This window comes from Wolbachia endosymbiont of Trichogramma kaykai (assembly GCF_045765165.1).
In the GTDB taxonomy this organism is placed as follows: Bacteria; Pseudomonadota; Alphaproteobacteria; order Rickettsiales; family Anaplasmataceae; genus Wolbachia.
Genome location: NZ_JBJJXK010000003.1, coordinates 255,676 through 281,436, shown reverse-complemented (window position 1 = coordinate 281,436; position 25,761 = coordinate 255,676). Strand labels below are relative to the sequence as shown.

Genomic DNA, 25,761 nt, shown 5'->3' with positions numbered 1-25,761 from the left:
CTTTATAGACTGCATACAAAAGACCTAACATCTTTAGCAATGCCTTCATAAATCCTTACTAAATCCTCACTTAGTATTGAAGGATTTCCACAATCAGAAGCACTACATATTTGCGGATCTAGAGGAACTCTGCTCAAGAGTTTGACTCCCAGCTCTTCAGACATTTTTTTTGCACCACCTTTTCCAAATATGTGTATTTTTGAATTATCTTGAATAAAATAGCTCATATTTTCCACAATGCCGATAATTGGCACGCTGAGTTTTGTGAACATATCATAAATTTTTCGTGCATCGACTAAAGAAAGCTCCTGTGGAGTTGAGACTATTATTGCTCCAGTTAAACTAAAATTCTCCATCAGACTTAAATGTACATCGCCAGTGCCAGGTGGTGTATCAATGATTAAATATTCTATATCCGACCACCTTGTTCCCATTAGCAAATTGTAAAGTGCTTTTGTGATCATAGGTCCACGCCATATTGCTGCGCGGTCCTTATCAATAAAATAGCCAATTGAAATAGTATAGAGACCATGTTTCTCTATAGGCATTGCTTTACCACTCTGTATTTCTGGTTTCAATTTCTCAGTGCCCAACATTTTAGGAATCGAAGGACCATATATATCTGCATCAACTAGCGCAACTTTATGTTTTAATTCTGCTAACGAAAGAGCTAGATTTAGTGCAACTGTCGACTTACCCACACCTCCCTTACCAGAAGCAACGACAATTATGTTTTTCACTCCTTCGATATGAAGTTTAGCTTTTTGTTGCCTAGCTTGTTTTTGACCAGTAGCAACTACAGTAACCTTTCCTACTCCCGGTATCGCCTTAACAGCTTGCTCACAATTTTTTCTTAATTCTTCATTTGGATCAGTAACTTCAAGAGCAAAAGCAACATCTTTACCTTTAATAATAATTGAGGATACTACACCAACATTCTTACCACTTTTCTTCTCTATAACCTTTTTTAGGCTCTCTCTTACGGTTTCCTCATTAACCTGTGTAAATTTTTTCCAGAACATATGATGAATTTTTCTATTGGTGTATACTAACATAGAATAATTAAACTGCACTGACTTTAAAACGAAGTTACAAGAATATGCTAAATCATCAAAATTTAACACGAAAACAAAAAGATTTGTATTTTCAGCTAAAAAGATCCATATGGAATGGAAGGAGCATCAGCGATATCTTGGAAGCAGTTTCAGGAAATGATTTACTAAAAGTTCTTATCACTTGATATACTACAAGATTTCCAACAGGTGGAGGACGCACTTTAACACTGCTTAGCCTAGCTATACATAGAGACAATAATGAATGTGTTAATTCTATTTTAGAACAAGCTCAAAATAGTGGTATACTACAAGATATTCTTACTGCTCCAAATATTATAAATTATCAAGATGGTTTGATGTACAACTTAACATCGCTTGGCTTTGCCATACATTACAACAAGGAAAGATATGTTGATGTTATTTTAACAAAAGCCCAGGAAAATAGTATATTACAAGATATCCTTGCTTCTAGAAATATTGTACAGTATTTAAATATTATAGCGTATACTTTAACGCCACTTAACTTTACTATATATAAAGGCAACAACTCTATTTTTATACGAGCTCAAAATAGTGATACACTGGGAAATATCCTTACTTCTAAAGATATTGTGCAGCTTACAGGCGTGACGTATATCATTAAACCACTTGCCTTTGCTATGTATAAAGGTAATAATAAGTGTGTCGATTCTATTTTAACACGAGTTCAAAATAGTGCCATGCTACAAGATACACTGACTGCAGTCAGTACTATAATGTTTCTATATGGTTAATATACTTTGGATGCTTTTAAGCTAGCTGTAGTTGTTAATGAGAACAATGCTAGTATTAGAACTACGTCAGATAATGTATCTATTTCTTCTAGGTATGTTAGAGAAAATAGCAAAGTTAGTTAATTTCTTAAGTAACTCTTTCTTGCAAGTACTACTTTTTTATGTATCTGTTCAGGCAATGGCGTTAACTTAAGAGAATAAATTAGCAAGCTCTCCTAAAGGCATGATGGCGTTTAGGCTTATCTACTTTATTGCAGCTATACAATCTTCACGTTAACTTTAGTGCGTATACTTAAAAAGGGCTTGGGAATTTTTTGGTTCCAACAAGCACCTGATAAAGTTTCTGTCTCATTACACAAAATAAAACTGAAAATTTAAACGATACTCAGCAATTTGATCTGGGTTCCAAGGCTCTTGTGCATCACAAATATGAAGTATTGCACATGACCAAGTTTGCACAAAATTCTTGTTTCTAAATTTATCGCAGAAAAATTCTCTAATTCTCCTTCTACTTTGAGTCGTTTATAGCACTCCTCTATGTGACACCTTAATAGATAAGCTTTACTGATATCCTCTTTATTGAAATAAAATAGAAACCAAAGGTCCTATTTTTTACAGTATTTTACTCCTTAACATCTTTCCTTAAGTTGACGCCATATTGAATCGCTATCTATGATGGATAAAAGATAAAAATGTAGAATATCAATAGCTTATTATTCTAGCATTTATAGTAAGGATAGTCAGTAAGTATCTAAATTTAAATAAAAGAAGTTTTACTATCATTCACTAATCTAGCTAGAATTGAAGAATTTCAATGCTTTAGCTATTTTAAGTAGAATTAAGTTTACTAGTACAAACAATAAATTACTATTCTTAAATTTAATCAGATTGATTGCAAAAAATAAGACTTTCAATAAGCTGCTTGTATAGTTAGCCTTTCATAGATAGTGATGCAACAAAGCCCGCTGGAATCTAGTTCATATTATATATTTATCTGATAAGTTCCATATATGTGTAATTTATTTAAATTGACTTCTTATCATATAATTAAATACATTATTGAAAATTAAAGGTAAGGTTATAGCAATGGAAATTTCAAATTGGCACGAATTATTGAATTTAGTTAATTTTGACAAAGATTTAAGCAAAGATAACGTAATTGAAAAAATACAAAATGAGCTGAAAAGATATTCAAAGGAATATGAAGAGTGGGAAAAGTCTGGCTTTGATATAAATTATGTGTTTAAAGATGGTGAAAAAGCGACTCTTTTGCACTTGGTGGCTTCCTTTAACCTAAAAAAATATAGCGAAGGCTCTCATGGGAAAAAGGGCAAATGTTAATGAAAAAGATGTAAAAGGAGATACTCCTTTACATAATACTACTTATATAGCAAACGCTCTCATAGAAAAAGGTGCAAATGTTAATGCAATAAATATATGGAGAAGGACTCTTTTACGCTATGCTGCTTTATTTCGCAGTATGGCCATAATAGATGCTCTTGTAGAAAGAGGTGTCAATGTTAATGCAGTAGATATGTGAGGAGAGACTCCTTTCTCCTTTATACTATCTTAATTGTCCAGCAATTAAGATAGGGTGGATTGCCGGTGGAGTAACTGCACTATTAGGTACTGCTATATCTATAGCACTGTTTACAGCCGGAGCAACTACAGCTGAGTTAATACCTGTAGTTATAGTGGTAGTTGCAATTACAGGAACAGCATTAATAGTTGGCAATGCTATATATAAATTGTCAAAGCCTGACACTCAAGTTGATAAACCAATCTCAGCAAATCGACAGCAAGAAACTGCTAGCGATAGTAGGGTTACCTAGCGATTCTTCCACATTTTCAGCTGCTTCAATGATATCCATTTGTCCCTATAATTGTCTTTTCTTGGCTACCTTATTTTACTATTCTTCTGAACAGAGACAAATTTACTTTCTTACTTCACTCACTAAAATTTTAATATGGCGTTTCTTTCCTGCAGATAATTTGATAAATGGCTGACCTTCAAAGCTTTCAGAGTTTATTGTATAGTTAACATCGTTTATAGTATTATCATTAACTTTACATCCATTTCCCTGTATTAAACGCTTTGCCGCACCTTTTGAAGGTTCAAAACCGGTGTCATGAAGCAAGTCTATCAGGAGTATGCCATTTGCAACTTGTTCTCTTGTGAGAGTGTAACCAGAAAGCAATGAACTATCTTCATTTTCAAAAGCAGAGATTGCAGCAGATCGTGCAAGTTCAGCTTCTTTGCAACCATGACATATTTTTGTCACTTCTGTTGCCAAGATCTTTTTTGCTTCATTTATTTCTTGATCCTTCAAGGACTCTAGTTTTTTAATTTCATCAGTTGGTAAATCAGTGAAAAGTCTCAAGAAACGACCAACATCTTGATCATCAACATTACGAAAATATTGCCAATAGTCATAAGAATTTAGCATGCTGCCATCAAGCCATACTGCCCCACTTTCAGTTTTGCCCATCTTTTTTCCTTGTGCGTTTAATAAAAGAGATGTGGTAAGACCAAACAGCTCAGGTAAATTTAACTTTTTGCTAAGTTCAATTCCGTTTACTATATTTCCCCATTGGTCTGACCCTCCAATCTGGAGACGACAGCCATACTTTTTATTCAACTCGACAAAATCATAGGCTTGTAACAACATGTAATTAAACTCTAGAAAGCTTAGATTTTGCTCCCTGTCTAGCCTAATTTTCACACTATCAAAGCCTAACATGCGATTTACAGAAAAATGTGTCCCTATATCACGCAAAAAGTCTATATATTTTATGCTATCTAACCAATCTGTGTTGTTTACTATGATTGCACCAGTTTTTCCATAATCGAAAGATATCATCTTCTCGAGGGTTTTCTTTATACCAAGTATATTTTGATTGATATCTTCTATCGGCAAGACGCTTCTTGCTTTGTCTTTACCAGATGGGTCACCAATTTTTGTTGTGCCACCTCCAAGTAGAACTATTGGCTTATAACCGAATTTTTGTAGGTGACGGAGCATCATGATTTGAATGAGACTGCCAATATGCAAACTTGGTGCCGTACAATCAAACCCAATGTATGCAACTATATAATTATCTTGTGATAATAGCTGGTCTAACCTACCAATGTTTGTACATTGATATAGGTATCCTCTTTCTTGAATGAAGTTTAAAAACTCGGATTTATGTTTCATAATATGTTATTTTGTGTGTAAACGGTGTTGTTAAAGATGGTGTCATTCCAGTGCTTGACGCTGGAATCCAGTTTATTATGAAATTTCATCAAAAATGTTGTATAGTGTGCTCGTTTATGATTAAGTTTTCTAGATTCCAGTGTCAAGCACTGGAATGACACCACCAACTTCATAAGGGTTGCTTTCAAAATTACTACAACATTTGAGCAAGTGTATACTAGCTTCCTGGACAATCAATTCCATAACTCTTCTATCTTATAATACTCTCTTACTTCTGGCCTGAATAGGTGAACCATTATACCTTGAAAATTCACAATCACCCAGTTACCTTCATCCATACCTTCTACATCTATTTCATCATATTGCTTGAGATTTTTTATCACGTGCTCAGCTAATGCTTTTACATGGCGGCTCGAATCACCGGATGCAATGATCATATATTTTGCAATGACAGTTTTATTCTGTACATCAAAAGTAACTATATCTTGACCTTTGTTTTGATCTATTACACCTACAATTGTATTTTTTATTGATTCTGTATCACCATTCATTATTCTAAATTATATAACTTATCTGTAATGATACACTCAAAATTTCTGAATACTAACTATTTTGATACGTTTCTAGTGTAACGTTTATAATACATACATTTGTAATATATTATAGTTTTCTGATGGTATGATCATTTACTTAATCGCATTTCCGGGTAGTGGCAAACTTACGATTGCAAAAGAGCTGTGTAATATTATTGATGGGGTGATAGTAGACAATAACCTGTTTAATAATATTATATTTGATATGATTGATTTCAGAAACGCTGAGGTTACAAGTGAAATATGGAAGAATTTTTGTGATTAGAGAGAATATATTAGCAATATTGGAAAAATACCATATAGAATCAAAGCATTATATATTTACAAACGAATTGATAAAAGGTGATTACTATGATCAAAAAGTATATAACTCGGTGGTGAATTTAAGTAAAAAAATGAACGTGGAGATTCTCCCTGTGGTGTTATATTGTAATAGTGGAGAACTAGTAAAGCGCGTTCAATTTAAGGAAAGAGAGCAGGAGAGAAAAATTACTGATTCAGATTTTGCTATGAGAAGAATTAAAGGAAAGAAACTATTTATGCCTCAAGGTTCACTTGAAATTGATAACTCAAACTTAAGCGCAAAAGAAGTTGCAAAAAAAATCGTTGAAAAAATGAATAGTAAAAAAGTAGTTGGAACTTCTATGATAGATAATTTAGCAATAGAGAGTATTTGTGATTAGTGAGGAGAAAGAGTATCGCCCTTGTGTTGGCATAATGTTATTTAACAAACAGGGAAATATTTTTATTGGAAAACGTTTTGATAGTGACTCTTATTGGCAGATGCCACAAGGAGGAGTTGATGAAGGTGAAGAGCTAGAGCAGGCAGCGCTACGTGAGCTATTGGAGGAAGTTGGTACTGATGAAGCAGAAGTTGTGGCTCAAAATAAAGAGTGGATATATTACAACTTACCCGAGGAAGTTATACCGATATGCTGGAATGGGAGATATTCTGGCCAAAAGCAAAGGTGGTTCTTGATGAAATTTTGTGGGAAGGATAAGGATATTAATATTAACTATACTGATCATCCAGAGTTCAAAGAGTGGCGTTGGCAAAATATGGATGATTTGGTAGCCAGTGCCATACCGTTCAAAAAAGAAGTTTATAAAAAAGTGATAGAAGAGTTTTCTTCTACCATAAAAGGATCTATTTATGATAGTTGATTCTCATTGTCATCTAACTTATTTTTCTGATGATGAAATACCAAAGGTAATTTCAAGAGCAGGGCAAAATGGTGTGAGAATTTTGCATAACATATGTATAAGCATTAATGATATCCCTAAATTATTAAAAATCTCTTCATCCTATGATCAAGTCTACTGCTCCGTTGGTATACATCCGCTTGATACTAATGTGGAAAAAGGTGAGTGTATAAATGCTGATGCATTGATTGAATTTACTAAGGGCAAAAAGGTAATTAGTATCGGTGAAACTGGATTGGATTTTTATAAATCTGATAACAAAAGCAATCAAAAAAAAAGTTTTGCATTACATATAGAAGCGACAAAAGTAACAGGATTACCTTTAGTTATTCACACTAGAAATGCTGATAGTGAGATGATTGATATGTTAAATTCAGAAATGAAGAAGGACGCTTTTAGTGGAGTAATGCATTGCTTTGCTTCTTCTAAAGAGCTTGCTTATAAGGCTATGGACTTGGGATTATACATTTCATTTTCTGGAATTATTACTTTTAAAAATGCGAACTTACTAAGAGAAATTGCACAAAATGTGCCACGTGAGCGTGTTTTAGTTGAAACTGATACACCTTATCTATCTCCTGAGCCTTACAGAGGAATAAAAAATGAACCGGCAATGGTGAAATATGTTGTGAATTGTTTAGCAGAATTATGGAATGAATCGTCCGAACAAGTAGCAAAAACAACTACAAATAATTTTTTTAGACTGTTTTCGAAGCTTGAGCTCAAAGAAATTCTATAGGGCAATTAATTTAGCTGACAGAGCTCTTTTACTGCACTTACAGATTTATAAAACATCTCTTGTTCACTATCGTTCATTTTAACTTCTAGAACTTTCTCAACTCCATTTTTGCCAATAATAGTAGGAACACCAATGAATAAGTCTTTCACACCATATTCACCATTAAGATAAGCAGCGCACGGTAATATACGCCTTTTATCTTTTAAGTATGATTCTAGCATGCTTATGGCTGAAGATGCAGGAGCATAGTATGCAGATCCAGATTTAAGTAGATCAACTATTTCTTTTCCACCATTACGAGTGCGCTCAACTATTTCATCAACTTTTCCTCGCGTAATCAAACCCATCTCAATGATTTGGGTAAGTGGAATGCCAGCAATTGAAGCATAATTGATTAGTGGTACCATAGTGTCACCATGTCCTCCAAGCACAAAAGCAGATACATCTTCGACAGAAATATTTAACTCACTTGCAAGAAAATAACGAAAACGAGCAGAGTCAAGCACTCCTGCCATACCAACAATCATATTAGTTGGCAAGTTTGAAGATTTGTATACTACTGAAACCATAGCATCTAAAGGATTGGTAACCACTATTACAAATGCGTTTGGAGAATGTTTTTTAATATTTTCCCCAACCTCTTTCATTACTGCAGCATTAGTTTGCAGAAGGTCATCTCTGCTCATTCCAGGTTTTCTGGCAATGCCAGCAGTTATTATAATTGCGTCAGAGTTTTTTATATCTTCATACCTATTTGTACCAGTAATATTGACATTAGATCGATCAATAGGAGATGATTCTGTAATGTCAAGTGCTTTACCTTGTGGTATTCCATCGCTTACATCAAGCAAAATAACATCTCCTAGCTCTCTTAGTGCAATCATATGGGCAAGAGTCCCACCGATATTTCCTGCACCAATCAAAGATATTTTTTTTCTTTGTGCTGTCATTTTCTACTCCTTTATATTTACTTTTGTGGCTTTACTACCTTCCCAAGGGGATAAGCTGTCAAACATACGAAAATCTTGCGGTAAGTCTATAGGATTATACACAACCTTTTTTGCCTCTATATCGTATCTTACTTCCTCGTAGCCAGTGAGAGGAAAATCTTTTAACATTGGATGACCTTTGAATCCATAATCCGTTAAAATCCTACGTAAATCTGGGTGATTAGAAAACTCTATTCCATACATATCAAATACTTCACGCTCAAACCACGAAGCTGCATTAAATATCTTTGCTGCACTTAGAGGTATATCACCTTCACATAACTGAAGCTTTATATGCACTCTGATATTGTGCACAAGGCTGAGCAAATTGTATATTAGCTCGAAACGTTTTCCTCTATCTGGGTAATCAACTCCAAAAATGTCAACTAATAATTCAAGCCTACACTTTTCATCATCACGTAGAAAGAGTAAGTGATTTTCAATTTCGTTCAAAGCTGAATATATTACAATAGTGCCATCATTTTTCTGAATACATTTACATTTAGTCTTTTTTTGTATGTATTTTGCAGTTTTATCCATGCTATATATTCTTAGTTCGTTTTATTTTATTTTGTAGACATAGCATTCCATACAGTAACGCCTCAGCAGTTGGAGGGCATCCAGGAACATATACATCAACTGGCACAATTCTATCGCAACCACGGACTACCGAGTAAGAATAATGATAATAGCCACCGCCATTTGCACAACTTCCCATAGAAACGACGTACTTGGGGTCCGCCATTTGATCATAAACTTTACGCAATGCTGCTGCCATTTTATTAGTTAACGTGCCAGCAACAATCATAACATCTGCTTGCCTTGGGCTTGCACGAAAGATTATGCCGTATCTATCAAGATCATAACGACTGGATGCAGTGTGCATCATCTCTACTGCGCAACATGCAAGACCAAATGTCATTGGCCACAATGAACCAGACCTTGCCCAGTTCATTATATAATCCATTAAATCGCCAAATTTAGTGATAAGAAAACCTTCTTTTTTGTAACGATTCCAGTCGCTATTAGATAAATTTACTACCATTCTAACGCACCTTTACACCACTCATAAATAAAGCCTATAGTAAGTATAGCAAGGAATATCATCATAGACCAAAATCCGTAATAGCTTATTTTAGATAAAGAAACTGCCCAAGGAAAAAGAAAAACAACTTCTAAATCGAATATTATAAATAATATTGCAACCAAGTAAAATTTTATGTCGAAACTTTTTCTGGCTCTTGATAAAGGATTAAAGCCACACTCATATGTAGAAAGCTTTTCGCCATCTGGGTTACTGACTGCAAGAAACATAGGTAATACACCTAAAGTAAAGGATAATACAATTGATACACAGATAAAAACTAATATGGTTAAATATTCACTCATTTAAAAAACATATAACACTATGAATTTACATGCTTTCCTAATCTTTTACCACCTAAAATATGTATGTGAAAGTGCGGTATAACTTGCTCTCCATCTTTACCGTGATTAGTAACTAATCTATATCCTGTTTTTTCTAAGTGATATTTATGTGCTATTTCTCTAACAGTTTTAAAAAAACTTACTATTTCCTCTTCGGAAGCTTTAAGAGCAAAATCATCGTATGAAACGTATTGAGCTTTTGGTATAACCAGAATATGAACTGGTGCATCAGGATACTTATCAAGAAAAGCTAGCACGTTTTCACTTTTATGTACTTCCTCATAAGACAACTCACCTCTTAATATCTTAGCAAAGATATTAGTGTCATCATAATCCGTACTACCCATACTTTATTAAATTCCTGCTCCTCTTCTATTTTGCTTATGATTTGGTGTAGAAGGTGGGGTTATTGCTGCTTCGCTAGAAGCATCTTCAAGACTTGAAACGTCTTTTGGCTGTATATCTTGTCTACGCAAAACCGACCCATAGTCCATTTGGTGTCTTTTTGAAAACTTTTCTATTCTATTTGCCCTTCTTGCAGCAATAACTTCTGGTTGTAAATGATACATATCTCCAGGAACAGTTAGGCTATGATACCTTTCCTCTATTTGAACTTCTTTCATAACACTCTCCATAATTTATTTCCCCCCACCTCTTATGCTTTCGCAACTTTCAAAATCTTGTTTAATAGCTTTCTGCCAATTACTTAAAATTTTCTCTGATGACTTTTCCTTATCCACAGGCCTTACAACTTCCTGTGACTTCTGCTTTTCACTATCATATCCACTATACAACTTTTCTGCAATACCATAAAGCAATTTCCGATCTGTGTGAACTTTAAACTCTCCACCAGTAATTTTTGCCAAATTTTTAAGATCACAATCAATCTTATCATAAATTCCTTCAAGAGCGTACTTTTTCATGACTTTTTCATCCATACCTGGATTTTTATCTTTTATTTCTTGGATAATCTTTTCAACATCAACTTCAATTACAATTTTGTTTTCTTCTCTAAAAATAGTTATATTGGGCAGATCTTCCCTTATTTTATCTAATTTCTCTGGACTCAAGCAAGGTATATCCCCCGTCAAAGTTCTTGACGCTAAAAAACTTACCTTACCTTTTTCTTGTTTTGTTATTTGTATGCCAAGGTACCTACTAGCTTCTGTGGTTTTTATAGATGGGTCATATTTCTCTTCTTCTTTAGGTACATCACTCACAGCGTTTTTTAATGAAACTTTAGCATCATGCTTCATTTCATCAATTGAAGCAAACGGTTTCTTTATAGGATAAATAAGTGCTTTAGGTACAAGAAAAAACACGCCCTTTATCTTAGCTAGAATAGACTTCTTATTTGACTGATCTTTTGCCATACATACCCCCAAGTCACTTTCTGCAGTCAGACACTAAAATACACCCAATGATAGACGAAAACATTTAAGTTTGTATATCTATTATAAGATGAAATTATAAAAATAGCAATCATTATTTGTACATTACCAAAGTATGTAGTACTTTTGCTGCTTTTCTTGCTCAAATTACCTTATAAAGATAAATTATGTTAAAATGGAACGCAAATAATATTATCGATGCTACTGGCGGAAGAGGGCGGGGTGTTTGTCATTCGGTATATAGCTCAAATATTTCAACGGATACAAGAAGCATAAAAAAAGGTGATTTATTTATTGCTCTCAAGGGAAAGAAATTTGATGGGCATGATTTTCTACATGAAGCATTTTTAAAAGGAGCTGTTGCTGCAGTAGTAAGCGAAGATAAATGTAGAAATTTTCCTCTAATTATTGTGCAAGATACTCTAAAAGCTTTGCATAATATGGCATCATATTACATTAGCAATATTCTTGTTAATGCTAAAGTTATCACAATTACAGGTAGTGTTGGGAAAACCACTACAAAAGATATGCTTAACACTGTTTTGTTGCATTATGGAGTATCTCATGTAAATGAAGGTAACTTGAATAATAATATAGGATTGCCTTTTACGATTCTAAAAGCGCCAGAAGACTGCCAGTACTTAATCCTTGAAATAGGAATGAGTAGAGCTGGTGAAATAAAAGAGTTATCGGAGATTAGCAATCCGGATATTGCAGTTATTACCAACATTGAACCTGCACATGTTGAAAATTTTTCATCTCTACTTGATATTGCGCAAGCGAAATTAGAAATTCTACATGGTATGAAAAATAATGGTACTTTGGTTTTGAATAAGGATAATGAACATTATGATTATCTCTTATCAAATGCTAAAAGAAATGTAGTAAGCTTTGGTAAGAATGAAAGTGCTACTGTTCGTTTGTTAGACCTCATAAGAGACGATAACGGTCTAAATTTAAAAATCAAACTGAACAGTGGTCAAATTATGAACTGTAATTTACCTGTAAAAGGCGAACATTTTGCATACTCTGCATTAGTTGTTACAGCAGTTTTGCAAAGTCTCGAACTTGATTTATCTAAATTACCACTAGCACTTGAGAATTTTACTGTAACAGAAGGTAGAGGTAATATTCATCAAGCTAAATACAATGGAAAATTAGTACATTTGATTAACGACTCCTATAATGCTAACCCTACTTCAATGAAGGCTGCAATAAGAACTTTAGGTACATATTCTAATTTAAGAAAAGTGGCACTACTTGGCGATATGTTAGAACTTGGTAATGAAAGCATAGTATTTCACACAGAATTGCTTGACTCTATAGTAGAACAAAATGTGAATAAAGTTCATACGGTTGGTAAATTTATGTTAGAATTGAATAAACTTTTACCGGAGAATATACAAGGCATGCATTTCGATGATTCTAACAAATTGAAAAGAAATTTAGCTAATATTGTTCAAGGTAATGATGTAATTTTAGTTAAAGGTTCTCATAGAATGAGAATGGACCTTATAATGCAGGAATTCACGATAGAATATTAAATAAAACTATTGTATTAATTTAAAATTAAGTTATTGGGAGTTTTAACTGTGATAAAACGTATAGTTATTTTTGGTGGAACGGGATTTATAGGAAAACATATCGTAAGACGCTTGGCAGCGGCGGGGTATTTAATAAGAATATTTGCTCGTGATCAGGAAAAAGCTGCTTGTCTGAAGTTATGTGGAAATTTAGGACAAATATCAATAATTGAAGGAGATTTTTTTAATGAACAATCAATTTTAGAAAGTATGGAGGGGTGTGATGTTGTTATAAATTTAGTAGGAATACTATATGAGACAAGAAAGCACGATTTCTATGACGTTCATGTCGGAGTAGCTGAAAGAATAGCAAAAGCCGCGCAAATAAAAAGTGTATACATGATGATACATTTTTCTGCCATGGGAATAGAAAATAGTAAGCTGTCAAGATACGCCCAAAGTAAATTAGAAGGTGAAAAAGCTGTAACTTCAGCATTTCAGGGAGCAATAATAATTAAGCCAAGTCTTGTATTCGGTAAAGAAGATAGTTTCTTCAATAAATTTGCAAGATTAGCAACAATTCTTCCTTTTTTGCCGTTAATCGGTAGTGGAATAACGAAATTTCAGCCGATATGTGTAACAAACTTAGCTGAAGTGGTATATCGTATTATCAGCTTTAATAAGCAAGATAAAAAAATTTATAATATAGGTGGACCAAAAGTTTACTCTTTTAAAAGCTTATTAAAGTTTATTCTGAATGTGACTAACAGAAAGTGTCTACTGATCAATGTACCTTTTCCAATGGCAAAATTGATAGCCTTTTTCTTAGAAAGTAAAGTTGTTTCTGCGCTGTTAAAACCTATAACCGGAAATGCAAGCCCTATACTTACTCGAGATCAGGTTAAAGTTGTGATGAATAGTTCAATCAAAAGGTCAGATGATCTCGGAACAATGAAAATTAGACCACTAGCAATTGAAAATGTGGTACCAGAATACTTGAAAATTTATAGAAAGCGTTGATAGAAGAATGTGCCCGGTAGGATTCGAACCTACGACCCACAGCTTAGAAGGCTGTTGCTCTATCCAACTGAGCTACGGGCACACATCGTATATAAAATGCTTCTTAGTACACGTGAAGTCAAGTATTTCTTGTGAATATAATGTTTGTGATAACATCTCAAAACTTTGTCAGTACAGCATATAAAGATAAAACTGAAAAAAGAAGCGTGGGTAATAGGAAGTCTAATAGCGCAGTAACACAGAACCCCAGGTCAGGCCTGCACCTATTGAAATCAGCAATATCAGATTTCCTGACTTTATTTTTGATTCTTGTACTGCATAGTCTAAGGCTAGTGGAATTGACGCTGCTGAGGTGTTTGCATGCTTATCAACTGTATTAATTACTTTTTCTATAGGAAAATCTAATTTCTTTACTACTGCTTCAATAATGCGAATGTTTGCTTGATGGGGAATTAACCAGTCAATATCAGTAATCTTCAAACTATTGCATTTTAGAGTTTCCTCTACTGAGGCTATTAATTTTTCTACTGCATGTTTAAACACTTCTCTTCCATTCATAAGTATCTTTCCAGAATCACGAGTAGAGGATATTCCTCCGTTTGTACATAATAAGTCCACATTGCCATCAGAGTGTAAGTTTGTTGATATAATGCTACTGCTACTCATTTCTGATTTCATTATCACTGCACCAGCACCATCACCAAAGAGTACACAAGTTGACCTATCTTCCCAATCAACAATCCTAGACATTGTTTCAGCACCAATAACAAGCGCGTATTTAACTCTATCGTTAGACTTTATAAGTGAATCAGCAACTGTAACTGCATATATAAAACCAGAGCATGCTGCCTGTACATCAAAAGCAAATGCATTTTTACACTTTAGTTTACTTTGTATAATCGTTGCACAGCTAGGAAAAGTTTTGTCAGGTGTTGTTGTTGCAACTATGATCAAACCAATTTCATCTATTGAAATTTTCGCTTTTTCTATAGCATTTTTCGCTGCATTAACAGCTAAATCTGACGTTAATTCTCCTTCATCTGCTATATGTCTTTGAACTATTCCTGTTCTTTGCCTTATCCATTCATCGTTTGTTTCAACTATCGATGCAATTTCGTTATTACTCAAATTTTTTTTTGGTAGGTAAGAACCAGTGCTCAATATGAAACTTTTATTCAATATGACTTACCCCGTTAATTATCTTCTGGTTCAAATTTTCACTGATTGCATTTACTGCAAATTTTATAGCGTGAGCAAAAGAAATAGCATCAGAATTTCCGTGGCTCTTTATAATGATACCATTTAGCCCTAAAAACATAGCTCCACTTCTGATTTTAGGATTAAAACGCTCTAATGCTTTATTGAGCTTGGGTTTCAACAATATGCCGACAAGCATTTTTGTCATCCATGAATTAAATACTTCCTGTTTTATTAGACTGATAAAAGTACCAGCAGTTGCCTCAGCTGTCTTGAGCATTACATTACCAACAAAACCATCAGCAACAATTACGTCTATATTACCATCTAAAAATTCACTTGCCTCTATATATCCTTTGAAGTTAATACTTGGAGCATTTTTGAGTAACTCAAAAGCTCCTCTTACTGAGTCAGTACCTTTCACTTCCTCTGTACCAATGTTTAGCAAAGCGACTTCAGGATTTTCAACTTTTAATGCTATTTTTGCAAATATACTCCCCATTAATGCAAATTGAAATAATGAGTCAGTATTACAGTCAACATTTGCACCAAGATCAAGCAATGCAAAGCTTTTTGTCTTAGTTGGACAGACAGATGCAATAGCAGGACGATAGATATTGGGTAATGTTCCTAAAATAAATCTGGAGATAGCCATCAATGCTCCAGTGTTGCCTGAAGATACCATCCCAAAAGCTTTACCTTTTTTCACTGCTTCAACAGCTGCCTTCATACTTGAATCTTTGCGATGTCTAAGTGCAAAAGATGGTTTATCATTTTGAAGAACATTATCAGAACAATGGGTAAATTCGGAGTTATCTCTTACTTTTTTATATTTTGAAAGCAAAGGAGATATTTCTCTCTGATCTCCATAAATATGAAAAAAAACTTCAATACCCGGGTTAACAAGACCATCCAAGAAAAAACTAGCACCCTGAATTACGGAAAGAGGTGCAAAATCCCCTCCCATAGCATCAAGTGCGATAACTATGTTGTTGTTGACCGTGGGTAGCATATCATGAGTTACTCCGCTTTTTGTTTAATGAAAACACGTTTTCCCTTGTAACTATTGTCAACTGCTATGTTGTGAGGCAACATGAGTTCTCCAGTCGTTGTACATACCACAATATTCTTAGGCTTAATAGCATGATGAGAACGATGCATATTACGCCTTGACTTTGACTTTTTTCTCTTCGGAACTGCCAAAACTTACTCCAATTCAATTATATAACACAATTTACTAGTAGCATGTTTTTTATAAGAAGTAAATAGAGAAATAAGTAAGGTTTTCTTATACAATTCACTCTTATAAACTTAAGCATTTTGATCAAAGTATATTGAACTTAAGACATATCTTGACTATACTCTGGCGAAGTTGACAAAAATTTTAATAAAATCAGTAAAACTAATTTTAGCTAAGATAAACGTAAAGTGAGTTCCTTTAATATAGACAGCGTTAGAATAATCGGTAGATGCTTTATCAACTTTCTGTTGAATATTGGTAACGCATTTGTATTTTTTATTCAATCTCTATACCACTGCTTTATTCCTCCATATTATTTTAGCAATGTGGCAAGACAAATTATAGAGATAGGCTTTTTCTCTTTGCCAATTGTTGGGCTCACTGGAGTTTTTATAGGAGCAGTGATAGTTTTACAGAGTAGCTTAAGTGGTATATTGATTAATCAAGAACAAGTAGTACCTAAACTTGTTACGATCACTATCATTAAAGAGTTAGGGCCAGTTTTGATCAGCTTAATAATGGTAGGAAAGGTTGGGTCCTCAATTACAGCAGAAATTGGCACGATGCGCATCACTGAACAAATAGATGCACTTACAACTTTGGACATCAATCCTTTCAAATATTTAATTGTACCAAGAATTCTAGCGTCAGTTATAGTATTTCCAATACTTACAGTATGTGCAGATCTAATAGGAATATTTGGAGGGTATGTCACTGCAGTCTTTGAGTTTAACCACAATTTAAATATATACATAAAATATACAGCGCAATTCTTTAATATGTACGATTTTATTGTTGGGCTAATGAAAGCTACTGCTTTTGGCGCCATAATTTCTGTTTCAAGTTGTTATTACGGTTACCATTGTAGGGAAGGTGCACGAGGAGTAGGTATTGCAACAACATCAACTGTTGTTATATCCTCTATATTGATAATTTTAGCAAATTACTTAATTACTTTAATACATGCATAGCCCGATAATATCAATATTGAATCTAAGCTTATCCTTTGATGATAGAACGATATTAAACAACATAACTTTCAATATATCGAAAGGAGAATCATTGGTCATACTTGGCGGCTCAGGAAGTGGTAAATCTGTATTAACAAAAATAATTATTGGATTACTGAAACCAGACTCAGGGTCTATTAAAATAAATAGTAAAAGCAAAAATAAATTTGGAGTCTTATTTCAAAATTCCGCTTTGTTTGACTACGTTACAGTGTGGGAAAATATATCTTTTAATTATAAAAAACGCTTTAATATCAGCATAAAGGAGGCAAAACGCCTAGCAATCGAGAAGTTAAATGACGTTGGACTGGAAGAAAACATAGCAGAAATGTTTCCAGTAGAACTATCAGGTGGAATGAAGAAAAGAGTTGCACTTGCAAGAGCAATTGCACACAACCCAGAAATTATTGTATTGGATGAGCCAACTTCAGGATTAGACCCAATCATGTCAGATGTAGTAAACGAGATAATAATAAAATTATCTCAAGATCTTCGTCCTACAATTATCGCGATTACACATGATATTCATAGTGCATTTAAAATAGCTGACAAAATAGCAGTATTATATGAAGGGGAGATCATTTTTTACGGAACTGTTCAGGAAATACAAAATACTAACAACGAATATATAAAAAAGTTCATTTATTGTATATAGCTACAGGTTTACAAACGATATTGTGGATGCTGCAACTAGCCCAACTTGAGATATCGACAACCTTCGGTCTGTTACTAGTGTAGTGCTACGGTGGTATAGTGTGCTAGCTATAAAACAGCGCATTAAATATAGATAAAGTAACTTGTATCAATTTTTATTATCATGTCAATTCCAACTGAAGAAATTTATTGAACTTATTACTTCAGGCTAAAATAATATACTTTACTATTCAACAGCAATTACAACTGATGATTTTATTTCATTCCACTACCTGCTGACTTACTTTCTGCTTAGCATATCCATCAAATCAGATTCTTTGAGTTTACTATGGTCAACTTTACTGAACTTATTCACCATAGAGCTCATTTGATTATACTGCTTAATTAGAAGATTAACGTCAGTTACACTTGTTCCGGACCCCTTAGAAATTCTAAGTCTTCTTTTGCCATTTAAAATATCTGGATTTTGCCTTTCTTTTTCGGTCATTGAGTTTATGATGGCTATATATTTTTTCACTTTATTGTCATCTGGCACACTGCTACTTAGCTTTTTTGTGAATGAACTAGGGATGAATTTCATTATGTTGCTAATGCCATCCATTTTACTCAGAGTTTTTAACATTCCCACTAGGTCATTTAGGTCGAATTTACCCTTTTTTACTTTCTTTTGTAACTTATCAATTTCTTCCTGACCAACAATCTCAGCAGCTTTTTCAACCAATGATACAACATCACCCATGCTAAGTATCCTTTTTGCAATTCTATCGGGATAAAAATCATCGAGGTCACTTAATTTTTCACCACAAGCAATAAATTTAATTGGACAATTGGCGATCATTTTCATAGAAAGAGCAGCACCACCACGTGCATCACCATCAACACGGGTGAGAATAATGCCGGTTACACCTATTACCTCATTGAATGATTTGGCAATGTTGACCGCATCCTGGCCTATCATCGCGTCGGCTACTAAAATAACTTCTGTAGGTGAAGCTATTTCCTTTACCACTTTCAACTCATTCATCATATTATTGTCAATATGAAGCCTGCCTGCGGTGTCTAGTATTAATACATCATAATTATCGTTCTTTGCTGCTGCTAGTGCCCTTTTTATAATTGCAATAGGCCCTTCATTTATTATTATAGATAAAGTTTGTACGTCTATTTGTTTACCCAGCACCTCAAGTTGTTTCTGGGCAGCAGGCCTATAAATGTCTAAAGAGGCAAGCATCACTTTTTTCTTTTGCTTTTTTAGTTTTAAAGCAAGCTTTCCTGAGGTAGTTGTTTTACCTGCACCTTGTAAGCCCACCATCATAATCACAGCAGGGGGTTTAGTTGCTAGGTTTAAATCGCTTTTCTCTGATCCGAGAACTGCAACTAAATTATCCTGCACAATTTTGATTATCATTTGCGCTGGGGAAACACTTTTTATGACTTTTTCCCCGATCACTTTATCTTTAATGTCATTGATGAATTTTTTCGCAACTTCAAGTGAAACATCAGCTTCAATTAAAGCTATACGTATTTCACGCATGGCAAGATTAAAATCATCTTCAGAAATGATTGACTTTCCTCTCAATTTACTAAATACGGAATTTAAACTTTCGGTTAACGATTTAAACATAACAGCATTAGCAGAATACTCATTAAAAAGAGAGAAGAAGCTGAAACAAAACTCACCGAGTTATAACTCAGCACTTCTTTAAGTTTGGTAATATTATCAGAGTATAAACTAGTAAGTGAATTAGTCAAGTTTTGCAGTACATTAGCAAACATTTCTCTAGTTTGAGAGACTAACTGATTGAACAACAAGACAATATAGGATATGAAAACTCTAAAAATCCAATCAACATCCATTTTAAAATTTACTCTCGGGTAAAGTAACTTGCGTAAAGGAATAAACAATAAAGTGGTACATAGTAATAAATTTAATTGCGACAAAACATTTTTTGTGTTGTACACAAAATCGAAAATCGAAGGTTTATTGTAAATAGGTAAGTAAGGATTGCCAGCGATTACGCATATAAATGCTAAAATAATCATAGTAATTTTGCTTCCCCTCTCTGCTAAAGGTTTTGACTTACTTTTTGCAATAAATAAGTAATAAAGAAACTTTAGCCCCACGCTTGAATGAAGCAGCAAATTTAGAAGCTTATATAGATTTTTATACCCTTTTAAGGCAACAGTGTTCATTTCAATTTCAGCTGTGATATATGATTTGCTGATAAATCCAACGGTTCCAGGAAATGCAGCCATTGTAAGTATTGCGATTATAGCACACATGCCTTCCACTGACATCAGTTTACCCACTCCATTAAAACTAATTGTTTTTGTTTGTACAATAATCGAGTTACTGACCACAAACAATAATGATTGATAAACAAGAGAAAAGATTATATGTAGTATCAAAATTGGTATTGCTTTTTCCGAAGGACTGAGTAAACTTCCTGCAATAATCAGCAAGCCCATTTGTCCTACAACATTATAGCATAAAAATCTGCGAATATTTTGCTCAAGAGAAGAAAATATAATGCTGTAAATTGCAGTGATGGCACCTACAAGCGCTAATATTTCAGTACAATCTTGCCATAGGTTATAAGTGTGTAAAAGCATCACTAAAAAAGAGACTTTAGTGGTAAATAAAGAGAGATATGTGGTGCCATGTAGCGATGCAGCAGGATATGCATCAACAATCCAAAACGAAAAAGGAAAACAAGCGCAGTTTATCAATAAACCCCAAATTATCAGGTTAGTGCTTTGAAGTGCCAATCCTGCTATTAACATAACTCCAACGAAAAAGTGTACACAAGCGTACCTTATTGCAGGTCCACTATCTCTACAGCCAGATGCGATAGTAAAAAATGCACTGACAGTCATTAATTCACAGAATATTATAACCAATATCATATGTTCAGATAAAACTGCATAAAGTGAACTAATAGTGTAAGCAGCAAAAGATAGCATCTCTGAAAAAGTCAAATTTTGTACTGGTAGAACAGCTAAAAATGCAACTGACAAAAAAGATATTAGTACGATACGAAAAGATAAATCAAAATTTAGAACTGGATGAGGGAAATTCAGTGTAGTACCTAAATTTTCAGGTAATACTAGGGCTATCACTATTAATGTAGCCAATAGAAATAGCAATAAAAATTTATAAAGTTGCACAATGATGTAAAACAGTATGGTTTATGCTACCTCAACATACAAATAAAATCAATTTGCATATTAACCACTAGTTAAGCTAATTACCATATAATTATATCAGGGTCTACGAGGTTATGGAGAAACCGGTCAGATTAGGTTTTAATCTAATCTGACCGATAGCTTTAATAGTGAGGTAAGCTTCAATATAGCACTCCTAATTCACAGTGCTACACTCGCGCACAATTTATTTTTAATTTGTGCGCGAGCGTTAGTAAATTATTTACTTTTTGAGATAAAGTTTGGCATTACTTTAATATCTAGAACTTCATGAAGTCTGTCAGTTGAGAGTTATTTAATCTCTTTCTCTTCAGTATTTGCATAAATATAATGGAGCTGCCAGTTTTTAATGCACTCATTCGACTTTTATGCTCTTCGCAATATCTGATTATATTAAAGAATTCTTCATTAATTTAGTTTTTTATGTTTTTTTTGGATAATGATATGGATAGGTTCCGCTAACACGTAGTGGAATATTAAATTGTTTATCTATAAATCCCTGTATCAAGCACTGTAATGACGGCATTCGAGTAGAGATAATGGAACCAAGAGAGCTCTGAGTAGCTGTATAATGAAAATTAGATTATATAAAAATCTCTGACAACATATTCTGTGTTGTATCATTGTCCATAACTGTGTAATCAATATTATATTTATCGAATTCATTGCGCATCCTGGTTAAATGTCCTTTATCATGATCCAAAAGAACACTTACGTAGCTCAAGCTATCATTAAAAAGATCATTATAAATTACTGGAAATTGAACTGTGTAGGATGTTGTACACTAATCTTGACCGTTACTTATCTTTACAAAGGGACATTTTTCCTGTTTTGCCAGTATCATCTTTAGTAGAGATAAGAAATTTCATACCTACGTCTTCGTTTTTTGCTATAAACTCCTGTGTCATAATACTACCTTAATAAAAATTATTATTGCAGTATAGATTTATTAATAAATAATATATATTATGGTATAATTAGTACAAAATAGGTTTAACCAATCTCAGTAGGACTGCCAGTTGGACCCATAAGAATTATTTGTTCACCTTTTTTAAAACATTTACATAAATTAGTGGAACCGCCAGTTTCAAGCACAATAGTGGAAATAAATCCTTTTTTTTTGTCTACTTCAGTGCCGGTTACTGCTATACCTTCCATAGCAAGGTTTGTATTATTGGTTTTTCTGCTATTGGTTTCAAAATTTTGCAACCTAAAGAATTGTCCAGGTTTAAAATTCTTTGCCGCAAGTGGTGCTTTGATCACTATTTCTACAACTTTGTTTGTTAAATATTGAACTTTTATAACCTTTGCAGTGAATTGCTCTTTTATTTTATTGAAAAATTCTTTGTTAGCTGGGTGTTCTGATATTATTCCAGCGCGTGACGCTTTAGCGTGCAAATGCTGCAATTTGTAGGTAATTCGCATAGCAGGTGGTGTCGTGCAAATAGCTGACACTGGAATCAAGTTCTGACTATACAACCATCTGGTGTACTCATTCAAAATTAAGTTTTCTGGATTCCAGTGTCTGGGCACTGGAATGACATCTTTTTTTGTGAAAGTTACTCTTATATTACAATATTCATACAATTGTGCATGTGACTCCGAGAGTCTAGCCGGAGTGACATAAATGAAGCTATTAACTCTATTCAAAAGCTGAGAAATGATAGGGTAACCATTCTTAGCGCTTGCCATAGCTTTGACTACACTGCCGCTATACGAGGGATGAAGATCACCAAAAAAGCTAATTGTTTTATTGCCTTCCTTATACACTAATATTCTATCTTTATCTCGCATCTTAGGAGAAAAGATAGGATCTATTTCTTTTCCCGATGAATTCAAATGAGTAAAATATCCGTTACTTAATTTAAAATGCTTTTTATCTTCTGTTGCAATAACTGTATTTGGCTCAGTACCTGATGCTATCAAAATAGAACGTGCTTTTATATGCTTGATTTCATAAGATTTTGTGTCTATTAGTTTTATTGATTCAGCGTGGTTATATTTATCTATTACAACTTCAATCGGCTCTAAGTTTTCAATAAAGTAAATCCCTTCTGATAGTGCATTTTGCACCTCTTCGCTATTTAATCGATAACTTGGTGAATCTTTTAGCTCTTTTCTATATAAAATTTTCACTCCCCCTAGACTTTGCATTAGTTCCAATATTTTTGCTTCTCTATTCTCTTTTTTTGCTGATTCTTGCTCTTTTCGGATCAATTGTGCATGCGATATCAGCTCATTTGCAAGTTCATATTCCTCTTCTTTCCAATCTTTTTCAACATATTTCTTTCCATACTTATCAACTAATATTTCATAACGAAGAAGAAATTTTTCTACTTGAATCGGATAGTAAGCTAAAACTTCAGTAGCAGTATCAATTGCAGTGAGTCCTGCACCTATGACAACTATCGGCATACGAACTTGCAGATTTGCTATAGAATCAAATTTAAGAGCACCAGTCAGTTGTAACGACATAAGAAAGTCAGATGCCATGCGCACTCCACGGGCTAGTATGTTTTTTACTTTGATCATTCGTGGCTTACCAGAGCCAAGTGCCAAGGCAATGTGATCAAAACCCAAGTTAAATGCGTCATCAACAGTTATCGTGCTGCCAAAACGAATGCCTCCATAAAGTGCAAAATTCTCACGTCTTTCCAGCAGTAATCTAATAATCTTTAAGTAATTTTTATCCCACCTAGAAGTAATGCCGTATTCTGAAACTCCACCAAACCCATCTGCCGTGCGTTCACTCAATTTTTCGCGTTCAAAATCTTTAATTAGCTGTAAATTATCGATCAAAGGTTCAATCTTTAGTCCGTCAATGGCGATAACGTTATGCCCATCGTTTAATAAATGATGAGCTAAATTAAAACCCGCAGGACCAAGTCCTACAACTAGGACGTTTTTTCCAGTGTTTCCTTTTGGCAATGGACGCTGAAAATTTAAAGGATTCCAACGGCTAAACAGAGAATATATTTCAAATCCATACGGTAAACTAAGCACATCATCTAGAATCCTTGTTTCAATTGCTGGCACATTTACGGGTTCTTGTTTTTGATATATGCACGAATTCATGCAGTCATTGCATATTCTGTGTCCAGTAGCCGCACATAATGGGTTATCTATCATCACAATTGCAAGACTTGCTATGCTATATCCTTCGCTTTTTACCAGATTCATTTCTGATATTTTCTGCTCTAGTGGGCAGCCGTGCATCTCAACTCTAAGTGGAGACTTTGTGAAAGTGTTGTCATCATTGATTAGCCCCTTTGAGCAGCTGTCCTTACTTTGCTTATGACAAAATATGCAGTAGTGAGCATCATCTAGTGCTTTATTCAAACTCACCTTTTTGCTTATTAGATCAAAACCATATCTTCTTTTCACCTCATTTGAATACATAACCTCAACCTCATCTACTTCTTTTTTCAAGAATGATACGAGATTTTCGTAATCAATTTTCTTATGTATGCTAAATAGTATACTCTGTTTATTTTTCACTCTCCAAACTGCATATTGAGCCGCAAGTTCTATTTCTTCTTTGTGATCCTCTTTATTTTCAAGCCAACTCATTACCTGCTCAGAAAAGTTTTTTTCTGTTGTCGGTAAAGTAATGAAACTATTTAATTTGTGAGTGACATAATCAATATTTGCTACATCAGTGTATTTCTTCAATGCATAACGCTGAACAAATAATCTTTTGCATCTGTATATTACAGCAAAGTCGTTGTGTTTTTCCTTTAACTCTTCTACTTCTTTTTCAATATTGAAAAATTTTGCAATAAATTCATCAAGTAAATGTGAGAGATCCATTATTAACTGGCTATTACAACCATCTTCCATCCAAGCTGGAATCCATCCTTTTTGTTTTCTGGATCCCAGTGTCAAGCACTGGGATGAACACTGAGATGACATCAAAAAAGAAGCTGCTTTTTCTCTTGCTTCAACTAATGAATAAAACAAGCTTTCATCGCACGATCTTATGTAATCCAAAAACGCCTTATCTAACTTTATTAATTCACTACGAGTATATAAGTTTGAAAATGAGATTTTGAAATTCAGTTTCATCTTTATACTATACAGTGTAAATACTGTTTCTTATAGATGAAGATTTTATTTATCTTGCAGTTTTGCTAAGATTGTTGCTCCCGCAACCTCTTCTTTTTCAACAGATGCAACACACTTAAATTTGTATACACCTAAACGCAAACCTTCAAAGTTGGATTGAAGAATTAAGGTATCTCCTGGAGTGACTGGCTTTCTGAATTTTGCATTTTCAATGGACATAAAGTATACAACTTTATTTTCTACTATTTTTTTACCGAGAACACATATAGCAGATGCCTGAGCTAAAGACTCAATTATCAAAACTCCTGGCATTATCGGATGGCCAGGAAAATGACCAATAAAAAATTGCTCGTTGAAAGTAACATTTTTGATTGCTTTTATACTTTTACCAGGTTCGCATTCTATAACCCTATCTACTAAGAGAAAAGGATAAGAATGTGGTAGTATTTTTATAATATCATTGATATTACATTGCATAAT

At 33.9% G+C, this 25,761-nt stretch carries 27 protein-coding genes, 1 tRNA gene and 2 pseudogenes; 10 read left to right on the top strand and 20 right to left on the bottom strand.

The window, feature by feature from the left end:
- Positions 1–2: 2 nt before the first annotated feature.
- Positions 3–1,022: an Mrp/NBP35 family ATP-binding protein gene (locus tag wTKK_RS03450; RefSeq protein ID WP_407512082.1), complete on the bottom strand. Its 1,020-nt coding sequence runs from the start codon at positions 1,020–1,022 to the stop codon at positions 3–5.
- Positions 1,023–1,282: 260 nt separating this feature from the next.
- Here wTKK_RS03450 and wTKK_RS03445 point away from each other — a divergent pair, with 260 nt between their 5' ends.
- Positions 1,283–1,828: a WD_0033/WD_0034 family tandem repeat-containing protein gene (locus tag wTKK_RS03445; RefSeq protein ID WP_458695412.1), complete on the top strand. Its 546-nt coding sequence runs from the start codon at positions 1,283–1,285 to the stop codon at positions 1,826–1,828.
- Positions 1,829–2,030: 202 nt separating this feature from the next.
- Here the strand turns inward: wTKK_RS03445 and wTKK_RS03440 are convergent.
- Positions 2,031–2,412, bottom strand: a pseudogene (locus wTKK_RS03440) (IS4-like element ISWosp8 family transposase); the annotation flags it as partial.
- A gap of 475 nt (positions 2,413–2,887) precedes the next feature.
- Here wTKK_RS03440 and wTKK_RS03435 point away from each other — a divergent pair.
- Both wTKK_RS03435 and wTKK_RS03430 read left to right on the top strand, forming a co-directional pair.
- Positions 2,888–3,169 carry a hypothetical protein gene (locus tag wTKK_RS03435; RefSeq protein ID WP_407512080.1) on the top strand — a complete coding sequence of 94 codons (282 nt, stop codon included), beginning with the start codon at positions 2,888–2,890 and terminating at the stop codon, positions 3,167–3,169.
- The gene (locus wTKK_RS03430) at positions 3,147–3,368 is read left to right on the top strand and encodes an ankyrin repeat domain-containing protein (protein WP_407512079.1); all 222 of its coding nucleotides are present in this window, start codon (positions 3,147–3,149) and stop codon (positions 3,366–3,368) included. The genes wTKK_RS03435 and wTKK_RS03430 overlap by 23 nt, the downstream gene beginning before the upstream one ends.
- 24 nt (positions 3,369–3,392) lie before the next feature.
- Here wTKK_RS03430 and wTKK_RS03425 read toward each other — a convergent pair whose 3' ends face one another.
- From wTKK_RS03425 to rsfS, 3 genes are all read right to left on the bottom strand, one after another.
- Positions 3,393–3,593 carry a hypothetical protein gene (locus wTKK_RS03425; protein ID WP_407512078.1) on the bottom strand — a complete coding sequence of 67 codons (201 nt, stop codon included), beginning with the start codon at positions 3,591–3,593 and terminating at the stop codon, positions 3,393–3,395.
- 169 nt (positions 3,594–3,762) lie between these two features.
- The gene (tyrS, locus tag wTKK_RS03420; RefSeq protein WP_407512077.1) at positions 3,763–5,025 is read right to left on the bottom strand and encodes a tyrosine--tRNA ligase; all 1,263 of its coding nucleotides are present in this window, start codon (positions 5,023–5,025) and stop codon (positions 3,763–3,765) included.
- Between the two features lie 233 nt (positions 5,026–5,258).
- A complete protein-coding gene (gene rsfS, locus wTKK_RS03415) occupies positions 5,259–5,576 on the bottom strand; it encodes a ribosome silencing factor (protein WP_407512075.1) in 318 nt (105 codons plus the stop codon).
- Between the two features lie 127 nt (positions 5,577–5,703).
- Here rsfS and wTKK_RS03410 point away from each other — a divergent pair.
- The 3 genes and pseudogenes from wTKK_RS03410 to wTKK_RS03400 all read left to right on the top strand — a co-directional run bounded on the left by wTKK_RS03410 (position 5,704) and on the right by wTKK_RS03400 (position 7,560).
- Positions 5,704–6,301 (top strand): annotated as a pseudogene (locus wTKK_RS03410) (AAA family ATPase).
- Complete coding sequence (locus wTKK_RS03405) at positions 6,294–6,782, top strand: RNA pyrophosphohydrolase (protein WP_407512073.1); 489 nt, start codon at positions 6,294–6,296, stop codon at positions 6,780–6,782. Before wTKK_RS03410 ends, wTKK_RS03405 begins: the two are co-directional and overlap by 8 nt.
- Complete coding sequence (locus wTKK_RS03400) at positions 6,772–7,560, top strand: TatD family hydrolase (RefSeq protein WP_407512072.1); 789 nt, start codon at positions 6,772–6,774, stop codon at positions 7,558–7,560. Before wTKK_RS03405 ends, wTKK_RS03400 begins: the two co-directional genes overlap by 11 nt.
- A gap of 5 nt (positions 7,561–7,565) precedes the next feature.
- Here wTKK_RS03400 and mdh read toward each other — a convergent pair whose 3' ends face one another.
- From mdh to wTKK_RS03365, 7 genes are read right to left on the bottom strand one after another with little or no spacing between them, the layout of a single operon-like run.
- Positions 7,566–8,510, bottom strand: coding sequence for a malate dehydrogenase (mdh, locus tag wTKK_RS03395; RefSeq protein ID WP_407512070.1), 945 nt, complete (start codon positions 8,508–8,510; stop codon positions 7,566–7,568).
- Positions 8,511–8,513: 3 nt separating this feature from the next.
- On the bottom strand, positions 8,514–9,089 hold the full coding sequence (locus wTKK_RS03390) for an NADH-quinone oxidoreductase subunit C (RefSeq protein WP_407512068.1): 576 nt from the start codon (positions 9,087–9,089) through the stop codon (positions 8,514–8,516).
- A gap of 1 nt (position 9,090) precedes the next feature.
- Positions 9,091–9,594 carry a NuoB/complex I 20 kDa subunit family protein gene (locus wTKK_RS03385; protein WP_407512066.1) on the bottom strand — a complete coding sequence of 168 codons (504 nt, stop codon included), beginning with the start codon at positions 9,592–9,594 and terminating at the stop codon, positions 9,091–9,093.
- Positions 9,588–9,938 carry an NADH-quinone oxidoreductase subunit A gene (gene ndhC, locus wTKK_RS03380; protein WP_407512064.1) on the bottom strand — a complete coding sequence of 117 codons (351 nt, stop codon included), beginning with the start codon at positions 9,936–9,938 and terminating at the stop codon, positions 9,588–9,590. Before ndhC ends, wTKK_RS03385 begins: the two co-directional genes overlap by 7 nt.
- 17 nt (positions 9,939–9,955) lie before the next feature.
- A complete protein-coding gene (locus wTKK_RS03375; protein WP_407512062.1) occupies positions 9,956–10,324 on the bottom strand; it encodes an HIT domain-containing protein in 369 nt (122 codons plus the stop codon).
- Between the two features lie 6 nt (positions 10,325–10,330).
- Positions 10,331–10,612 (bottom strand): hypothetical protein, encoded by a 282-nt coding sequence (locus tag wTKK_RS03370; RefSeq protein WP_407512061.1) that lies wholly within the window; start codon positions 10,610–10,612, stop codon positions 10,331–10,333.
- A gap of 3 nt (positions 10,613–10,615) precedes the next feature.
- Positions 10,616–11,350, bottom strand: coding sequence for a hypothetical protein (locus tag wTKK_RS03365; protein WP_407512060.1), 735 nt, complete (start codon positions 11,348–11,350; stop codon positions 10,616–10,618).
- Positions 11,351–11,535: 185 nt separating this feature from the next.
- Between wTKK_RS03365 and wTKK_RS03360 the strand changes: the two genes are divergently transcribed.
- Positions 11,536–12,912 carry a UDP-N-acetylmuramoyl-tripeptide--D-alanyl-D-alanine ligase gene (locus wTKK_RS03360; RefSeq protein WP_407512059.1) on the top strand — a complete coding sequence of 459 codons (1,377 nt, stop codon included), beginning with the start codon at positions 11,536–11,538 and terminating at the stop codon, positions 12,910–12,912.
- A 48-nt stretch (positions 12,913–12,960) separates the two neighbouring features.
- A complete protein-coding gene (locus wTKK_RS03355) occupies positions 12,961–13,911 on the top strand; it encodes a complex I NDUFA9 subunit family protein (RefSeq protein WP_407512058.1) in 951 nt (316 codons plus the stop codon).
- 8 nt (positions 13,912–13,919) lie between these two features.
- Here the strand turns inward: wTKK_RS03355 and wTKK_RS03350 are convergent.
- The 4 genes from wTKK_RS03350 to rpmF form a co-directional block, all read right to left on the bottom strand.
- Positions 13,920–13,993 (bottom strand) — tRNA-Arg (locus tag wTKK_RS03350).
- A 140-nt stretch (positions 13,994–14,133) separates the two neighbouring features.
- The gene (locus tag wTKK_RS03345; RefSeq protein WP_407512056.1) at positions 14,134–15,090 is read right to left on the bottom strand and encodes a beta-ketoacyl-ACP synthase III; all 957 of its coding nucleotides are present in this window, start codon (positions 15,088–15,090) and stop codon (positions 14,134–14,136) included.
- Complete coding sequence (gene plsX, locus wTKK_RS03340; protein ID WP_407512055.1) at positions 15,083–16,120, bottom strand: phosphate acyltransferase PlsX; 1,038 nt, start codon at positions 16,118–16,120, stop codon at positions 15,083–15,085. Before plsX ends, wTKK_RS03345 begins: the two co-directional genes overlap by 8 nt.
- Before the next feature lie 8 nt (positions 16,121–16,128).
- Positions 16,129–16,311 (bottom strand): 50S ribosomal protein L32, encoded by a 183-nt coding sequence (rpmF, locus tag wTKK_RS03335; protein ID WP_407512054.1) that lies wholly within the window; start codon positions 16,309–16,311, stop codon positions 16,129–16,131.
- A 225-nt stretch (positions 16,312–16,536) separates the two neighbouring features.
- On the opposite strand from rpmF, the gene wTKK_RS03330 reads away from it, so the two are divergent.
- Together wTKK_RS03330 and wTKK_RS03325 are read left to right on the top strand one after the other, a co-directional pair.
- Entirely contained in the window at positions 16,537–17,319 is a 783-nt protein-coding gene (locus wTKK_RS03330) for an MlaE family ABC transporter permease (RefSeq protein ID WP_407512053.1), read from the top strand.
- Positions 17,312–18,013 carry an ABC transporter ATP-binding protein gene (locus wTKK_RS03325; protein WP_407512052.1) on the top strand — a complete coding sequence of 234 codons (702 nt, stop codon included), beginning with the start codon at positions 17,312–17,314 and terminating at the stop codon, positions 18,011–18,013. The genes wTKK_RS03330 and wTKK_RS03325 overlap by 8 nt, the downstream gene beginning before the upstream one ends.
- 279 nt (positions 18,014–18,292) lie before the next feature.
- Here the strand turns inward: wTKK_RS03325 and ffh are convergent, their stop codons facing one another.
- From ffh to fabZ, 4 genes are all read right to left on the bottom strand, one after another.
- Positions 18,293–19,636 carry a signal recognition particle protein gene (gene ffh / locus wTKK_RS03320; protein ID WP_407512051.1) on the bottom strand — a complete coding sequence of 448 codons (1,344 nt, stop codon included), beginning with the start codon at positions 19,634–19,636 and terminating at the stop codon, positions 18,293–18,295.
- Positions 19,621–21,180, bottom strand: a complete 1,560-nt coding sequence (locus wTKK_RS03315) for a proton-conducting transporter transmembrane domain-containing protein (RefSeq protein ID WP_407512050.1) — start codon at positions 21,178–21,180, stop codon at positions 19,621–19,623. The genes ffh and wTKK_RS03315 overlap by 16 nt, the downstream gene beginning before the upstream one ends.
- 1,029 nt (positions 21,181–22,209) lie before the next feature.
- The gene (locus tag wTKK_RS03310; protein WP_407512049.1) at positions 22,210–25,281 is read right to left on the bottom strand and encodes a WPE palindromic element domain-containing protein; all 3,072 of its coding nucleotides are present in this window, start codon (positions 25,279–25,281) and stop codon (positions 22,210–22,212) included.
- Positions 25,282–25,326: 45 nt separating this feature from the next.
- Positions 25,327–25,758: a 3-hydroxyacyl-ACP dehydratase FabZ gene (gene fabZ, locus wTKK_RS03305; protein WP_407512048.1), complete on the bottom strand. Its 432-nt coding sequence runs from the start codon at positions 25,756–25,758 to the stop codon at positions 25,327–25,329.
- Positions 25,759–25,761 lie beyond the last annotated feature (3 nt).